General features: G+C 70.8%; 15 protein-coding genes and 2 pseudogenes. 6 read left to right on the forward strand and 11 right to left on the reverse strand.

All coding sequences use genetic code 11. The features are described 5' to 3' along the window. Positions 1–232: 232 nt before the first annotated feature. The 3 genes from ACIGG8_RS42080 to ACIGG8_RS42090 all read right to left on the reverse strand — a co-directional run bounded on the left by ACIGG8_RS42080 (position 233) and on the right by ACIGG8_RS42090 (position 3,926). Positions 233–1,492: a hypothetical protein gene (locus ACIGG8_RS42080; protein WP_396553866.1), complete on the reverse strand. Its 1,260-nt coding sequence runs from the start codon at positions 1,490–1,492 to the stop codon at positions 233–235. A gap of 136 nt (positions 1,493–1,628) precedes the next feature. Next, a complete protein-coding gene (locus tag ACIGG8_RS42085) occupies positions 1,629–1,811 on the reverse strand; it encodes a hypothetical protein (protein WP_396553867.1) in 183 nt (60 codons plus the stop codon). A gap of 123 nt (positions 1,812–1,934) precedes the next feature. Beyond that, positions 1,935–3,926 carry a hypothetical protein gene (locus ACIGG8_RS42090; RefSeq protein ID WP_396553868.1) on the reverse strand — a complete coding sequence of 664 codons (1,992 nt, stop codon included), beginning with the start codon at positions 3,924–3,926 and terminating at the stop codon, positions 1,935–1,937. Between the two features lie 391 nt (positions 3,927–4,317). Between ACIGG8_RS42090 and ACIGG8_RS42095 the strand changes: the two genes are divergently transcribed. From ACIGG8_RS42095 to ACIGG8_RS42110, 4 genes are all read left to right on the forward strand, one after another. Beyond that, positions 4,318–5,082 carry a hypothetical protein gene (locus ACIGG8_RS42095; RefSeq protein WP_396553869.1) on the forward strand — a complete coding sequence of 255 codons (765 nt, stop codon included), beginning with the start codon at positions 4,318–4,320 and terminating at the stop codon, positions 5,080–5,082. Positions 5,083–5,735: 653 nt separating this feature from the next. Beyond that, on the forward strand, positions 5,736–7,154 hold the full coding sequence (istA, locus tag ACIGG8_RS42100) for an IS21 family transposase (RefSeq protein ID WP_396553870.1): 1,419 nt from the start codon (positions 5,736–5,738) through the stop codon (positions 7,152–7,154). Continuing rightward, positions 7,151–7,921: an IS21-like element helper ATPase IstB gene (gene istB / locus ACIGG8_RS42105; protein WP_396553871.1), complete on the forward strand. Its 771-nt coding sequence runs from the start codon at positions 7,151–7,153 to the stop codon at positions 7,919–7,921. The genes istA and istB overlap by 4 nt, the downstream gene beginning before the upstream one ends. Before the next feature lie 67 nt (positions 7,922–7,988). Next, positions 7,989–8,492: an SMI1/KNR4 family protein gene (locus tag ACIGG8_RS42110; RefSeq protein WP_396553872.1), complete on the forward strand. Its 504-nt coding sequence runs from the start codon at positions 7,989–7,991 to the stop codon at positions 8,490–8,492. A 103-nt stretch (positions 8,493–8,595) separates the two neighbouring features. Here the strand turns inward: ACIGG8_RS42110 and ACIGG8_RS42115 are convergent. From ACIGG8_RS42115 to ACIGG8_RS42130, 4 genes and pseudogenes are all read right to left on the reverse strand, one after another. Beyond that, positions 8,596–9,738 (reverse strand): annotated as a pseudogene (locus ACIGG8_RS42115) (IS256 family transposase); the annotation flags it as partial. Positions 9,739–9,781: 43 nt separating this feature from the next. Beyond that, complete coding sequence (locus ACIGG8_RS42120; RefSeq protein ID WP_396553873.1) at positions 9,782–10,291, reverse strand: ATP-binding protein; 510 nt, start codon at positions 10,289–10,291, stop codon at positions 9,782–9,784. A 62-nt stretch (positions 10,292–10,353) separates the two neighbouring features. Then, entirely contained in the window at positions 10,354–10,758 is a 405-nt protein-coding gene (locus ACIGG8_RS42125) for an STAS domain-containing protein (protein ID WP_396553874.1), read from the reverse strand. A gap of 604 nt (positions 10,759–11,362) precedes the next feature. Further along, complete coding sequence (locus ACIGG8_RS42130; RefSeq protein ID WP_396553880.1) at positions 11,363–11,644, reverse strand: MerR family transcriptional regulator; 282 nt, start codon at positions 11,642–11,644, stop codon at positions 11,363–11,365. A gap of 944 nt (positions 11,645–12,588) precedes the next feature. Between ACIGG8_RS42130 and ACIGG8_RS42135 the strand changes: the two genes are divergently transcribed. Further along, the gene (locus tag ACIGG8_RS42135) at positions 12,589–12,804 is read left to right on the forward strand and encodes a hypothetical protein (protein WP_396553875.1); all 216 of its coding nucleotides are present in this window, start codon (positions 12,589–12,591) and stop codon (positions 12,802–12,804) included. 153 nt (positions 12,805–12,957) lie between these two features. Here the strand turns inward: ACIGG8_RS42135 and ACIGG8_RS42140 are convergent, their stop codons facing one another. The 4 genes and pseudogenes from ACIGG8_RS42140 to ACIGG8_RS42155 all read right to left on the reverse strand — a co-directional run bounded on the left by ACIGG8_RS42140 (position 12,958) and on the right by ACIGG8_RS42155 (position 14,757). Continuing rightward, positions 12,958–13,356 carry a DUF2267 domain-containing protein gene (locus ACIGG8_RS42140; RefSeq protein ID WP_396553876.1) on the reverse strand — a complete coding sequence of 133 codons (399 nt, stop codon included), beginning with the start codon at positions 13,354–13,356 and terminating at the stop codon, positions 12,958–12,960. 60 nt (positions 13,357–13,416) lie between these two features. Then, positions 13,417–13,822 (reverse strand): annotated as a pseudogene (locus ACIGG8_RS42145) (DUF2267 domain-containing protein). A gap of 44 nt (positions 13,823–13,866) precedes the next feature. Then, positions 13,867–14,160, reverse strand: a complete 294-nt coding sequence (locus ACIGG8_RS42150) for an STAS domain-containing protein (protein WP_396553877.1) — start codon at positions 14,158–14,160, stop codon at positions 13,867–13,869. A 162-nt stretch (positions 14,161–14,322) separates the two neighbouring features. Continuing rightward, on the reverse strand, positions 14,323–14,757 hold the full coding sequence (locus tag ACIGG8_RS42155) for an Hsp20/alpha crystallin family protein (protein WP_396553878.1): 435 nt from the start codon (positions 14,755–14,757) through the stop codon (positions 14,323–14,325). Between the two features lie 109 nt (positions 14,758–14,866). Between ACIGG8_RS42155 and ACIGG8_RS42160 the strand changes: the two genes are divergently transcribed. Beyond that, positions 14,867–15,565, forward strand: coding sequence for a hypothetical protein (locus ACIGG8_RS42160; protein ID WP_396553879.1), 699 nt, complete (start codon positions 14,867–14,869; stop codon positions 15,563–15,565). Positions 15,566–15,679 lie beyond the last annotated feature (114 nt).

Raw genomic sequence — 15,679 nt, forward strand, 5'->3', positions numbered from 1 at the left:
TGAAGGCCTCATAGGGCCGCCAGATGATCAGGTGTCCGTCACACCAGACAGCCCGGAGCCCCACTCGGGATCCGGCCGCCTTCACATCGGATTAGGGGTCGTCGGTATTTTCGGCCCGCTCAAAACGGGGTCTGACCTGCGGCGACGCCGCGCCAGACCGGGTGACTATGTGCCTACAAGACCACCCGGTAGACGTCCCCCAAGACCACTCACAAAAGGCGGGCGTTGCGGGTCAGGTCAGCTGCTGGTCGCGGGCCACGCGGAGCAGGGCGACGGCGTGGGGCGCGTCGGTGGAGAGCCAGGGGTCGCCGTCGGTGGCGTCGATGATCAAGCGGCCCTGGATGTAGGTGCCCCAGCCGTCGCCGAGCGCCTCGACCCAGCCGAGCAGGCGGCGGTTCGGGTCGCGGACGGCGAACAGGTGCGACGTGCTGTTCCAGCCCTCGACCACCAGGTCGCTCCCGTCGATGCTCCAGGTGGAGTTCGGGGCGCCCAGGCCGCGGGCGAGCGGCGAGGAGGAGGTGCGCTCAGGCGCCAGAGCCAGGAGCAGTTCCTGCGGCAGGGTGTCGACCGGTTGCGGCCGCTGCGCGACGGACGCCGCGAGGTGGTGCCCGTCGGCCGGGGCGGAACTCTGTTCTGCGGCCGGCGCGGCCTGGTCCGTTTCGACGCGCGGGGAAACGGTGGAACGGGCAGCGGCCGAGTCGGCGCCGCTTGTTTCGACGCGCGTCGAAATGATGACGCGGGCGGCGGCCGGGCCCACGCCGCTTGTTTCGACGCGCGGGGAAATGATGGCGCGGCCGGCGGGTGTCCTGGCGGCCGCGTCGGTCTCATCGCCCGCAGCGGCGACCGGGCCGCCACCGGCGGCCGGTCCGGCCGGGACGAGCACGGCGGCGGCCGGGCCGCCGGTTTCGACGCGCGAGGAATCAAGGCGGGCGGCGGGCTCGGAAGTGGGCTCGGGGGCGGGCGCCTGGGCGCGGGCCTGCTCGGTGCGCAGCCGGGTGGAGGTCATCTCGTAGCGCAGTACGTGGGCTTTGCGCAGGATGCGCTGTGTGGCGCCGGTGAGGTTGGTCTCCAGGAGTGCGAGGGCGTGGTTGCAGCGTGGGTCGTCGCCCTCGCCGCGGCGGGCTTGTTCCAGGTGTTCCAGGAAGCGGGCGGTGCTGCGCTGTACGGCGGTGGCGAGTTCCAGGAGCTCGTGGTGGCCGGTCTCGCCGGTGGCCGGGATTTCGACGCGCGAGGTAACAAGGGCGTCGGCGACGGCGTCCTGCTGGTGCTCGGCCCGCCGGCGCCGGTAGGCCTTCGAGGAGCATGCCCGGCCGCAGTAGACCGGGCGGCGACCCGGCCCCGAGGCGCGCAGCACGGTGCCGCACTCGCGGCACCGCGGCGCGTCCGACTCCGCCTCATTTCCTCGCGCGTCGATTCCCGCCTCGACCTCGATTCGTCGCGCGTCGATTCCCGCGCCGGCCTTGATTCCTCGCGCGTCGTTTTCCGTTTCCATGATCGGGAAAGTATCCGGCCACCCGGACAGCGCGGCGCCGCTGCGCATGCGCAGCGGCGCGGTACCTGTGGGACCGCCCGGCAGGCACCCACCGTGGTGTTCACGTGCATCCGCCGTGCCCGCTCCCGGCCGGGGTTCAGGCCGTGGGTAGGGCGTCCGGGAGGGCGATCTGCTGCTCGGTCAGCTTCCGGTCGTTCTGCGCCTTGTCCTGCTTGCGCAGCCAGGTGCCGGGCCGAAGCGCCGGGTCCGCTTCGCCGCCGGTGCGGTGGGCGGGGCCGTCGAGGGTTCCGTCGGAAGACGAGCAGGCGACGGTAGCCACACCACCAGCACCGGCCCGCCTCGCGGAATTGCGGGGTGGGCCAGCCGCGTCCTGCGTAGGTCACGACGTACCCGGGCGGGGTTGCTTTGTTCACCGGAACGCGTTCTGGTGAACAAAGGCAGGTCACTTCTCACTCTGCACCGTGACGTTCTGATGTTGGCTTGGAGCCCTGCGAACGCCGAGTCCTTGAAGGGCGAGAATTGAGGCGATACCCCAGCCGAGGATCGCGAGGCCGGTGGCGACTTGCTTTGCCTGTCCCTGGGTGCCCCACCAGACCATCGCGGCAGTCGCGGCTCCCCAGAGTGTCCAGGTAAGCCGAGCGCCGAAGGTGCCGGTCAGGAACGAGATGGCCAACAGCCCGACGCCAGAGGCGAGCCAGATCTCTCGGGCAACAGCGGCCGAGAGGGGCAGGCCTTCGGTATGTGTGGCCAGGTAGGCCCGGACCGGGGTGTCCAATGCGGTCGCTATGGCGCTCAGGTCCGCCTTGTACGGGTGAAGGGGTGGGAGGGCGGAGGCGATGTTGCCCACGGTGGCGAACAGCATCAGGCTGATCATGGCCCCCACCGCGATCTTGATCCATGGGGCTGCCTGGTTGAAGCCACTGCCGAAGGCTGCGCCGAGCTCGCTGCGGCGGGCCTCGATCCACTGTGGATCGGCGAGGACGAGCGATAGGCGGCGGGGCGCGGCCGGGCTGTGCTCGTGTCGCGGGGTCTGCAGGTCGGCGGCGAACCGGCCGAGGGCCTCTTGGATCAGGAGGGTGACTTCATGGTCGCCGCCGAGAATGGTGTATCCGACGCATGCTGCCGCTGCAGGAATCAGCGGTAGCAGCCACCAGGGGCTTCCGTGGGTGACGGCGAGTACGGCCAGCAGGGAGAGTCCGGTGGCCAGCGCGGCGATCAGGCCGCGCAGTGCTCGGCGGGCGAGGTCCTGGGCACTGACTGGGATGGGTTGGGCGAGCGGCTGGGCGCGGAGCAGGGCCCGTGCGGCTGGCCACAGGCGCACGGCGGGACCAGCCGGGTCACAGGTCATCACTAGACCGGCGATGATGAGGAGCGTGAGCGGGGCAGTCCAGAAGGTTGCCTTGGCCTCGCTGGCGAGTTGGTGGGCCAAAGTGCCCGAGATGGCGATCAGGCACCCCAGGGTGCGTGCGAGGACGCGCGAGCTGGTCCGCCATCGCTCGACCGGGCCGATCGCGGGCCGACGGCCCGGCTGACCGAGGCCCCACTCGTCGCGGGCCTGGTCGCGGGTCGCCTGCCCTTCGTCCAGAAAGCTCTGGGCGGTTTGGAGCATCCGTTCGACATCGGTCTGGAAGAACGCATCCCGCAGTTCGTCGGGGAGGCTGTGCAGGCCAGGCGGCATTGCCGGGATCGCGGCAGCGCGCTGACGCATCAGAGCGAGCTGTTCTTCGAGTTCGTTGCTGTGCTTCCACAAACGCTGAGCGAGCAGTTCGGCCTCGTCCCGGCTCGCGCGAGCACGTTCCAGCTCGCTCTCGGCGGCACGCAGTTGCACAGTGAGCTCGGCCAAACTCTGCTCGGCCTCCGGGTCGGGAATGCCCGCAACTTCTTCGACCTGCCGTTGCAAGTCGGCGGTGAGCCCGCTCAGCGCCACCACCATCTGCTGGTACTGATCGCGTTCCTCGGTCAAGCGCTGGTTGCGATCGTGTGCCTCGGCGAGCTGCTGCTGGGCCTGGGCGGCCTGGTCCTGGGCTGTGGCAGCCACGCTCACCAGGCCAGCCTGCACTGCCGCGACGTCCACGGCTGGCGCCTCGATGTCGGAACCGACCGGCCCGGCGGGCACCTGCTGGGTGGGCAGCTGCACGGGCCGCGGGTTCTTGGCCAGGTCGAGCAGACGCAGGGCCTTCCGCAGGTTGAGCTCTCGCTCGCGCACATGCGACAACGCGACAACGGTCCTCTCGACGAACGACTCGGAGGGCATCTTTATGCCGCTGATGTACTCCTGCACGGTGCTCTTGCTGTAGTTGGTCGGGCCTTCCAGGTCCTCCAACGTCTTCCCGGCACTGTCCAACAGGCCCCGCAGAAACTCTGTCAGCTGCCGCCCCGCCTCCGTCTCGGCCCGTGCCGCCCCCCAGCCCCGCCCGGCCTTCCGCTGCGCCATCGTCTCTCCCCCGCACGTTCCGATACGACCAATCGGCGGACAAGCCTACGGAACGTGAACCACCCGTGGCAGAGCGCACGCGCATTTGTCCGGGCGAGGACCGGCTATCCGGCCATGTCCGGAGTTCACCTGCGAGAACGCCCTTGGCGCGAGACGGACAACCCGGACCGGACGATGCTTCTTGCAGACCCGCTCACCGCTCCGACGCCCGGAACTGGAGTCCCGCTTGCGCCGTCCTGCCGCCCCCGTCCACCGTCTCCCGATCGAGTCCGCCCTCCTCCACCCCCGAACCGACCGCAGGAGTCAGAGCGTTCACGGCCGTGCCCCCGGCCAGGGGCGAAACGCGGCCCACCGTGCTCTGAGTGCCCTCGCCGAAGCCGGGCTCGGCCAGGTGTCGGCGCACGGCCCCGCGCGCTCGCGCCACGGCGACATCGCGCTGGACGCCTCGACCGGGCAGTTCATCGACCTCGCCCGCTTCCCGGAGGGGGCGCTGGTCCTGCCACGCGGCCTGGCAGGCGGAAGGTACCGATGCCTGGCCTGCGGACACCCGGTCCAGCTCTGCGGACCGCGCAGCACTCACACCGAGTTCACCGCCCGGTTCCGCCACACCCGCCAGGAGACCGATCGCTGCCCCGCCGCCACCGACCACCAGGCCAGGGTCCGAGCCGCCGTCGCGGCCCTGCGCATGCTCAACGACTTCCTGCTCGCTGCGCCAATGCACCACGCCTCGGCCCTCGCCGAGCAGGGGCGAGCTCTCCAGGCCATCGAGAACAACATCACTGCGGCCAAGGACCAGCCGGCACAGAACCGCATCCGCGGGTGCACCACCGTCGGCCGGCCTACTCCGGCACACGGCGCCAGGACCCAGCGCCGCAGCCATGCCCGCCAGCCACACGCTGGCCCGAGCAGCCCGGTCCTGACCCCGCGACACCGGAATCCGCTCGCCATCACCGCCGACCAACGCCCCAGCCAGCTCGTCCTGCCCTTCGACACAGACCCTCAGCCCGCCCCTGCCATCACGGTCGTTCCCGGCACCGTGATCCAGCCGCCCCCCACCGCATCCACCGGGCCGACAACATCCGCTACCCATCTCAAGCGTCGCCCCTGGTGGCGCCGCCTGTGGCGCTGGACCACACCGCTGTTCCGCCACAAGTGACCACTCAACACCGACGGGGCCGGTGATCGGCTGCGGCCTGAAGAAAGCGCCGGAAGGCTGCCACCGCAGGTGGCAGCCTTCCGGCGCTTTCCCGGTCAGCTCAGCTGGCGGGGCTTCGACCAGCGCCTTCACGTCGACTGTGTAGCCGCCCTCCAGCCCCCACCCCCACACTCCAAGCAGGCCATCCATGACACGAGAGCCACCGACAAGCCCAGGCCAAGCCCGGGTGCGCTCACTCGTCCCCTCCAGACAGTGGCCTCCGCGACGGGGTGGACCGGGACGGCGGGGCCGAGGCGGCCGCAGGTCAGCCGGCGATGGTCTCGTCGTGCCGGATGAGGGCGTCCAGGAGCGCGGTCTGCCGTTCGGTCAGCTTGCCGTCGGTGTGGGCCTTGTCCTGTTTGCGCAGCCACGTGCCGGGGCGGAACGCCGGGTCGTCGCCCAGGCCGGTGCGGTTGGCGGGCCGTCGAGGGTGCCGCTGGCGGCGAGGTAGGCGAGCAGGCGGCGGTAGGAGCGGTTCCAGTCCGGCTCCAGGTGTCGGCGTACAGGTGGATGTGCTCAGCCACGTACGAGTGAACGTGCTCAGTTCTTGAGGCGTTGAGGGCCGGTGCCCAGCACTCTGCTGCTGTCCGGTTCGTGGACGGAGGGCAGCTGAAGTGGTCTTGGATCCGCATCGTTGGCTGGAACTTCGGCGCTTCCGTGGGCTGCATGAGTCCGGCGTGATGAGTCTGTCGGAGATCGCGAAGGAGACCGGGCTCAACCGCCGTACGGTCCGCAAGTACCTGTCTGCGCAGGCTCCGATCTCGCCGCCGCGGCGGGCGCCGAGTGGGCAGGTCCGAAAGAGGTTGGTGGATGAGGTGGCGCCGCTGATCGACGCGATGCTGCGGTCCGAGATCCTGATCAAGGGCGCGGTGGTCCACGAACGGTTGGTCGCCGAGTACGGGTTCGCCGGCAACTACCAGCGGGTGAAGCTCTACCTCCAGGAAGCACGGCCCCGTATCGCCGAGGAGCTGGGGATCGCCCCTGGTGAACTGGCCGGCCTGCACCGCAGGTTCGAGGTCGTTCCCGGTGCCCAGGCCCAGGTCGACTGGGGCGACGAGGGTGGGATCCTCGCCCATCTCGGAATCCTGAAGGTCTACTCCTTCCACATGGTCCTGTCCTACTCCCGCGATCCCTTCTGCTGCTTCACCACCAGCCAGGACCTGGCGACGTTCTTCGACTGCCACCGTCAGGCGTTCGCACATTTCGGCGGGGTGCCGATGACGATCGTCTACGACCACACCAAGACCGTGGTCCGCCGACACGTGGCCCCGGGAGAGGCGGTCCCGCTGCACCCCGAGGCGGTGGCGTTCGCCGGGCACTACGACTTCGACATCGACGTGCTCGCCGCCTATCGCCCCACCGGCAAGGGCAGGGTCGAGCGGCAGGTTTCCATCGTCCGCGACCATGTCCTGGCCGGCCGGGCGTTTTCCTCTGTCGAGGAACTCGACGCCGCGTTCACGGCCTGGGTGCCACTGCGGCGGGCCCGCGTCCACGGCACCCACGGAGAGGTCATCGGCCACCGGGCCGTCCGCGACCACATGGCCCTGCGCCCGCTGCCGAGAATGCCCTACGTCGTCACGCAGCGGCACTTGAGGCATGTCGGGAAGGACTGCCTGGTGGCCTTCGACGCCAACCTCTACTCGGTTCCGGCCCGCAAGGTCCGTCCCCGTCAGCTGGTCGAGATCCGGGCCACGAAGTCCCAGGTCATCCTGCATGCAACGGTTCCCGACGCGAACGGCAGCACGCTACTGGCCGTCCACTCACGGGCGGTGGGCCGGGGAGCCCGCATCGTCGACGAGCGCCACTGGGACGGCCTGCCGAAGGGCGACACCCGCCGTGTCACCACGGGCGATGTCCTGCCCCGGCCCCGGCACGAGCGGCCTCTGGGCGAGGAGGCCGGCCCGCTCCACGCTCTGCTGAGCCGGGCTGCCGCCGCCCACGTCGAGGTCGGCCGCAGGCCCCTGTCGGTCTATGACGAGCTGACCGGCACCCGCCCCTTCACCACTAACCCCGCAACAAGGGAGTCGAGTTGAGCCAACTGGTCAGTGCCCGTATCCGCACCATGGCCGCCAAGCTCGGCCTGCCCCACCTCGCCGAGAGCCTCAACCAGTACGCTCAGCGAGCCGACGAGGCCAAGATGGGCTACCTCGACTTCATCGACCTGGTCCTGGCAGAGGAACTCGCCGTCCGCGACGACCGCCGCTTCCGCCAGAACCTGCGGCTGTCGAAGCTGCCGCACCACAAGACGCTGGACGACTACGACTTCTCCTTCCAGCCCGAGCTCGACCCGCGCAAGATCAAGGACCTCGCCACCCTCTCCTTCGTCGAGGCCAAGGCCAACGCCGCCCTGCTCGGGCCGCCCGGGGTCGGCAAGACCCACCTCGCCGTCGCTCTGGCGGTCGCGGCCTGCCGGGCGGGCTTCTCGATCTACTTCACCAGCCTCGACGACATGGTCAGACACCTCAAGGCCGCCGAGGCCGCAGGGCGGCTGACCAGCAAACTCCGCACCTACCTGCGGCCGAGCGTCCTCGTGGTCGACGAGGTCGGCTACCAGCCCCTCGAACGCGCCGAGGCGAACCTGGTCTTCCAGGTGATCTCCAAGCGTTACGAGAAGGGCTCGATCATTCTGACCTCGAACAAGACCTTCAGCGAGTGGGGACAGGTGTTCGGTGACGAGGTCCTCGCCACCGCCATCCTCGACCGGCTCCTCCACCACTGCGACGTGATCTCGATCAACGGCCCCAGCTACCGGCTGAAGAACCGCCTCACCGCAATCGAACGCGACAACGAGGCAGCCTGACCTGCCAGAGGAACCTCGTCCCAGAGCGGCGACCTCAACTCTCCGAGCCGGCTTCTACGATCAACCGGTGACCGATGACGAGATCATTGACACCTGCCGGAAGATCGCCCGGGAGCGGCAGGCGCCCCCGCCCGCCCCGCCAGAGGCCGTTGCCAAGGCGGAACATGTCATCGGGTTCGCCTTCCCCACGCTCCTGCGGCGGCTCTACACAGAGGTGTCCAACGGCGGCTTCGGCCCCGCCGATGGGGTCCTGCCAGTCGACGTGGGGCAGTGGAATGAGCACATCGCGGAAGCCTATGAGCACGGACCGGACCCCACCGGCGGAGTGCCTGCCGGAGTGGTGCCGCTCTACGACTGGGGCTGCACGATGTGGTCGATGATCGATTTCCGTGATCCGGACGGCGTGATGTGGTCCAACGCAGACGGCGATTGCTGGCCCCAGGGTGTCAACCTGGGCCAGTGGCTGCTTGCCGCGATGGACGGCGAGTTGCGCTTCGCCTGGCCAAACGGGGTGCCCCCGGAGAGGGAATGGCACCGGCCGGAGATCGCGGCCGAACGTCAGGAGAGCTGACCGGAACCCGCGGCGAGCTGTCTTCCGTCAGACCACGGGGAACCTCACGACAGACGGCACCTGGTAGCCATCTCACTGAGCACGTTCATCTGTACTTGGCTGGGCACTTCAACGAGTACGCGGACACCTGATCGTTGGGGAAGTGGCCGCAGGCGCCGGCGGCCCTGCGGTAGCGGGAGTTGAGGCTCTCGATGGCATTGGTGGTGCAGATGATCTTTCGGATCTCCGCGTCGAAGGCGAGGAAGGGAACCATCTCGGGCCAGGCCTTCTCCCACAGTCGCACCACGGCCGGGTAGGTCGCCTCCCAGGCGGCGGCGAACTCGGCGAACCGGTCCAGGGCCGCCTGCTCGTTCGGCGCGGTGTAGACGGGCTTGAGGTCCCGGGCCACGGCCGCCCAGTCCCGCTTGGAGGTGTAGCGGAAGGAGTTGCGCAACAGTGGACGATGCACGTCTGGACCACGGTCTGGGGCCAGACCTGGGCGACCGCGTCGGGCAGGCCCGCCAGGCCGTCGCAGATGAGGATCAGGCAGTCCTTCACGCCGCGGTTCTTGATCTCGGTCAGGACGGACTGCCAGTACTTGGCGCCCTCGCCGCCGCTGGAGGTCCACAGGCCCAGGATGTCGCGGTAGCCGTCGGCGGTGACGCCCAGGACCACGTAGACGGGCCGGTTGGCGACCTGGCCATCGCGGACCTTGATGTTCACGGCGTCCACGAACCGGACCGGGTAGACCGCGTCGAGGGGGCGTGTGCGCCACTCGGCCATGCCCTCCAGGACCCCGGTCGGTGATGGTGGAGACGGTCTCCTTGCTGGTCGTCATGCCGTAGACCTCGGCCAGGTGCGCGACGATCTCCCCGCTGGTCAGGCCCTTCGCGGTCAACGAGATCACGAGGTTGTCCAGGCCCTCGGTGCGGCGCGCGTGCCGGGGCACGACCTTCGGTTCGAACGTGCCGGCCCGGTCCCTGGGCACTTCGAGCGTGACCGGCCCGGCCTCGGTCATCACGGTCTTCATCCGGTAGCCGTTGCGCGCGTTGCCGCCCTTGCGCGCCGAGCGGCCCGGCTCCGCAGCCGAGGCCAGGTGCTCGTCCATCTCGGCTTCCAGGGCTTCCTGGAGCAGGTGCCGGGTCAGCTGCTGCAGCAGCCCGCCCTCACCGAGCAGCTGCATCCCGCCGGCCCTGGCCTGCTCGGCCGCCAGCTCGGCGACCGACGCCACCACATCCGACCCGCCGGTGTTCTTCCTCGGACCCATGTCCAAGGCATCGGCGTCTGCGGACTCCGACGAAACCGTTCCATCACGAACCGACCCGATCTGGTGATCCGTCAGCGAGCTCATCAGTGTCTCCCTTGATCAGGGTGTCCACCTGATTCATGACACTCCCGCGCGGGGAAACGGCGGAGTGGGTGTCGGGGAGGGGGAGGTCGGCCCAGACGGTCTTGCCGTGCCCGTGCGGCCGCCAGCCCCAGGTGCGGGCGAGCCTGTCCACGATGAACAGGCCGTGCCCGTGGAGGGCGTCCGGACGGTGCAACCGCGGACGCGGCGGGGCGGGCGCGGGGTCGGTGACCGAGATCCGCAAGGAGCGGATGTCGAGGTCGAGTTCCAGGCGCTGTGGTCCGGGGGTGTGCCGGGCGGCGTTGGCGAGGAGTTCGGCGGCCACCAGCAGCGCGTCGGTGCCGGCGGTGTCCGTCATCAGGTGCCAGTCGGCGAGGGCCTGGCGCAGGAAGTCGATCCCGGGTGCGGTGCCCTCGCCGGGGTGGAAGTCCAGGTGGCGGTGGCGGGCGTGTGCGGCGGTGGATGCGGGCATCGTGGATCCTGGCGCGGCCGGGGACTGTTTCCGGACCGGGCGTGTGCCCGCCGCAGGCTGCGCTACACCGCCTCGACCTTCCCGGGGCCGGGCTGACTGTGGTCGTGGCCGATCGTCGGGGCGTGAACGCGCGCGGCCTGGACAGCGGTAGCGACGACCGGGAACAGCGAGTCGGCCTCGGTCAGCTCCAGGACCCGGCGCACCCCCGGGCTCGGGGCGATGAGCACCACCGGCACGCCCCGGGCGGCCGCGGTGAGTCGGGCGGCGAGCAGCGCGTTCAGCCCCGAGGAGGTAAACAGCTCCACCCCGCTCATATCCACCGCCAGGACCGCCGGCCCTCGGCCGAGCGCCTCATCGAGCGTGCGGGCGGCGATCGCCTCGTTGTCCATCAGCATGTCGCCGACGAACGAGCACACCACCACCGGCCCGACCCTGCCCGTACTCGTCTTCAGACCCGCGTGCATCATCAGGGAACTCCCTGCGTCGACGGCAACCGATCGTGTCATCACGTCGCCGACGAGGGTCCAAGTTCGCTGATCGAAAAAGCGGCGTCCGGCACCGGCGGGCATCGGCCCCACCGGCTTGTCCCTCCACACTACGCCCGGCCCCCGCGCCCGGCGTGTGGGTAGCGTGGAGACATGGTCGCCACGCCCGGCCCACGCGTGCCCGAAGCCCCTCCCGCGCCGTGCGAGATCTGCGGACGGGACCGCATCTGGCAGCCCGGCGACGTGACCGAGGTCGCCGGACACCGGGCCCGCGCCTGGACCGCCGCACACCACCCCCAGGACACCGCGCACCCTGTCACCCGGCAGCGCCGGCACACCGACCCGGAAGGCCGACCGTGCGAGGCAACGGCCACGACCGGGAGCCGTGGTCGCATCATTCCCAGGTGCTGAGCGGTCCGGCGCGTGCTCGATCAGAGCCCCGCGGCGGCTGCACGTGGCCGGCGGGAGGTGCTCGCTCCTGTGCTCCACGAAGCCGTCCCATTCGTGCGCCCGTTCCGCGGCCCATCGGGGCGGCCCGAACGCGGGCCGCCCCGGCTTCGCCCGCGACTGCAGGCCGGATTGCAGGTCAGTTGTCCGCCATGGGCTCCTGGGTGGGCCGGGAGCGGCGGAGTTGTTCGTTGAGGCGCAGGGCTTCTTCGAGTTGGTCTTCGAGGATGACGATGCGGCAGGCGGCTTCGATAGGGGTGCCCTGGTCGACGAGGTCGCGGGCACGCATGGCGATCCGCAGCTGGTAGCGGGAGTAGCGGCGGTGACCGCCGTCGGAGCGCAGTGGGGTGATGAGGCGGTGTTCGCCGAGAGCGCGTAGGAAGCCGGGGGTGGTGCCGGTCATCTCGGCGGCGCGGCCCATGGTGTAGGCGGGGTAGTCGTCGTCGTCGAGCTTGTCGGGTGTGTCGGGTGTGTCGGGTGTGTCGGGTGTGTCGGGGCTGGCCGTTGTAGTCACTGCACCTCTCTGGTTCTCGATCGAGGAGAACGCGTCGAGGGGCCCCGGGGCCGTGTCGGCTCCGGGGCCCCGAAGGGGAACAACACCATCTACCGGCCTGGGCCGGTCCTGTTACGTCCGCACTGCCCGGGGGGGGGTGTGCGGGGATCGCGGATGCGTGACCGGAAACCACCGTCCTTCTCGTTGGGGTCTGCGGTGTCCGCCCGGGCGAGTGTTCACGGGCCGGGCGATCCTGATGGCGCTTGTGCCCTCCATTCATCCTCGGTACTGAACTGTCACTTTCGTCCTGCTGGTACTGCACCTGCTGAACTGCGTCCTGCTGGTCGGCGGCCGTGGCGGCCACCCGGTCCGGCAGCCGGCCCCGCAGGCCGTCCTGCACCTGCGCTGGCCTGGAACCCCACTGCCCGGACCCCTCGGCACGCGCGCCCGCAGTCTGGGCGCCTTTGCCGAGGTCCTGCCTGTCTTACGACTGCCGGGTACTGCACTCACTGAACTGCGTACTACGGATACCGCTGTGGCGGCCCCTGATACCTGCGGGCCGCCCGGTCCGGCAGTCAGTCCCGTCGCCGTCCTGCACCTGCCTGGCTTCGGAACTCCACTGCCGGACCGAACCGCGAACTCTGTCCAACAACCCGGCCAGTTCGTGTCTGGCCGGTATCGCCGACCGCTGTCTACGGGAGAAACGTTAGACCCACCCATGAGCAATGTCTACTCCGGCGCGCATAGATTTTGCGGTGCCCGCGGGTGAGTTAGTCTTCCGCTGCCCGGCAGCGGCAATCCCCGAGCCGCCGCCGCGCCCGACGCACCGAGCGACACCGCGCAGGGAGGCAGCAGTGGGACACCCGGCGCCCGTGGCACCGCAGACGGCCCGGGCCGGACAGGCGGCCCTTGTCGAAGCGATCGCCGAGGCCGTACACGACGGTGACGACCGCACCGTCCGCCGGCTGCTGGCCCGCTTCGCCGAGCTGGCCACCATCGCCGACCTGTACGCACTGCGCAACGCCCTCGACGCGGCCCGCCCATCCGGCAACCGCGAACGGAGCCAGCCCCGCCGACCGGGCTCGTGAACCCGCCCGTCCAGGCGTTCAGGTCGATCCTGCGCCCGGCGCCCCTGGCCGCTGCGGAGACGCGCGCCCTGGCCGGCCGGGGCAACGGGGCGGATGTCCGCCCGGCGGGCATCTCCCGCACGGTGCCGGTGACGGCCCGTACCCGGTTCCGGGTCACGCCGCGGCGACGAGGCCGGCGCGGCCGAACAGGAGCGCGTAGCCGCGGGGCAGGCCGTTGAGAAGACGGTCGGTGAGCCGGTGGCCGGCCAGGTCGGCGAGGGCGGCCGGGACAAAGGAGGCGTCCCAGCATGCGCCGGCGAGGCTGGTGTTCAGGGCACGGGCGACGGCTTCGACGAAGGCCGGGGCGGCGACCGGCCCGGGCAGCGGGATCTGCGCGGCGAAGACGGTGCGGGCCCGCTCGGGCAGGACCGCGGCGAGGTCGCAGCGCTCCTCACCGGTGAGCTGGGAGCCGAGGACGGCCAGGACCGCGTGGAGGACGCGTTCGGCTTCCTCGTCGGTGGTGCAGCGGCCGAGGGTGCGCACCTGCCGGAGAAGGCGGCGGTGGCGGGTCATGACGGTGGTGGCCTTCCAGGCGGGCCGCCGCTGGCGGCAGCGGTGGAGCGACAGGAAGGGTCAGGGCCGGCGGCCGGGCTGCGGGCGGCCGAACAGGAGGTCGTAGCCGGGCGGCAGCTGAAGTAGGACGCGCTCGGTCAGGCCGTCGCCGGCGGCGCCGGCCACGGTGGACAGGACGGCGCCGATGCCCCACAGCACGGTGGTCTCCGGTGGCGCCCTCGATCCAGGCCGCCGTCGCGCGCGCGAACCGTTCGGAGGTGAGCGGTTCGCCGGCCTGCAACGGGTCGAGCAGGATCAGAGCCAGGGTCTCGGGCAGCAGGGCCGCGAGGTCGGCGCGCACTCGGCCGACGAGGTGGGCGCCGAGCAGGGCCAGGACGACGCGCGCCGCTCGCTCGGCCTCGTGGGGTGTGTCGTATTCGCCGCGTTCCCGGACCCCCTCCAAGAACGCCTCCCATCGAAAAGTCACCGCGGTTCTCCCTCCATCCCGAGGAGCCGGCGAACGGTGCCCGGTCAGGATTCGAGGACCAGGCGCCGGCGCAAACCGGTGAGTTCGAGCAGCCGGACCACGCAGCGGCCGGCCCCTCGCAGGATGAGGCGCCTACCGCGCCGGTCGGCCTGGTCGCAGGCCTGCACGAGGGCACCCAGGCCCGCACAGTCCATGAACGTCACCTCCGACAGGTCGAGCACCACCTCCCGGTGCGAGGCGAGCGCGGCCGCCAGAGCACGGCGCAGCGTGGGGGCGGTGTCGAGGTCGATCTCGCCGCCGGCCCTCACCACGAAGGGTTCGTGTTCTTGGCCGTTCATGGCGTGGTGCTCGGTCTCGGGCCCGGCCGGTGACGGGGCCGGCCGGTGACGGGCCCGGCCGGTGACGGGCCCGGCCTCGCGGCGGGTGGTCAGGCGGCCGGGGTGCTGCGCGCCGCTCCTCGGGGGGAGAAGGAGCGGCGCGCAACAGTTCGGGGAGGGGGGTCAGGCCTGGATCTGCTTGCGGTCGCCGCTGTGGCTGATGGCGATCTTGCGGGGCTTGGCCTTCTCGGCGACCGGGATCTTCAGGGTCAGCACGCCGGCGTCGTAGTCGGCGGTGATCCCGGCGGGGTCGAGGGTGTCGGAGAGCATGACCTGGCGGGAGAACACGCCGAGCGGGCGCTCGGAGAGCTCCCACTTCACGCCCTCGCCTTCCTGGCGCGGGCGGCGCTCGGCCTTGACGGTCACCATGTTCCGCTCGACGTCGATGTCGATCGCCTGCGGGTCCACCCCGGGCAGGTCGAAGCAGATGACGTACTCGTCGCCGGCCCGGTAGGCGTCCAGCGGCATCGGGGCCGGGCGCGACCAGGTGCCGTTCGTCCCCAGGAACTGCTGGGTCAGACGGTCCAGCTCGCGGAACGGGTCAGTGCGCAGCAGCATCGCGAAACACCTCCACTGATCGATGGGAGCCAGTGCGCTTGATCTGAAACTGTTCTAGCATGTCATCCATCCGATGACAAACCTCTGAGTCGCCAAAGGAGTGACATCGATGGGAAAGCGGCCCGACCCGCCCGCCACCCGCGGCACCCCGCCCTCAGGACCGGCGTCCTTCCTCGCCGCAGCCGCCGCACTCGCCGCCGTCGACGACGCCGTCCGTACCGCCCAGAACACCGGACAGCGCACCGCCCCGCCCGGTGCCGGAACACCGGAAGGACCGGAGCCCGCGCTGACCGCGCTGGTCCTGCTGCGCGAACTGCGCTCCGAACTCGCCGGCTGGGAAGCCGGCCTCGTGGAGAACGCCCGCAACGCCGGCGCCACCTGGGCCGACCTCGCCCGCCCCATGGGGGTCGCCAGCCGCCAGGCCGCCGAGAACCGCTACCTGCGCCTCAAGCCCGCCGCCGGCAGCACCTCCACCGAGACGGAGACCGGCGCCGAACGCGTCAAAGCCGTGCGCGACCGCCGGGCCGCCGACCGCGCCGTCACCGCCTGGGCCCGGGACAACGCCGCCGACCTGCGCGTCCTCGCCGCCCAGATCACCGCCGCCCCCGGCCTGCCCCACAGCGCCGCTCCCGCGCTGGCCGCGCTCACCACCGCCCTCGGCGCCCCCGACCCCGCCGGCCTGATAGGGCCCCTCGCCGCCATACGCCCCCACCTCGGCACCGGCCACCCCGGCCTCGCCACCCGCCTCGACACCCTCACCCAGCGCACCGAACGCCTCCGCGATGACAGCGACCGACGACGCACCTGACCACCTCACCGCCGAGAAACGCCGGCAGCACATCCAAGACCGGCCGGCCGCCATCGAACGCCGCATCCGCGAACAGAGCAGCGCCACCGTCACCACCATCGACACCTGCCCGGC

Source organism: Kitasatospora sp. NPDC085464, from assembly GCF_044541955.1.
GTDB lineage: Bacteria > Actinomycetota > Actinomycetes > Streptomycetales > Streptomycetaceae > Kitasatospora.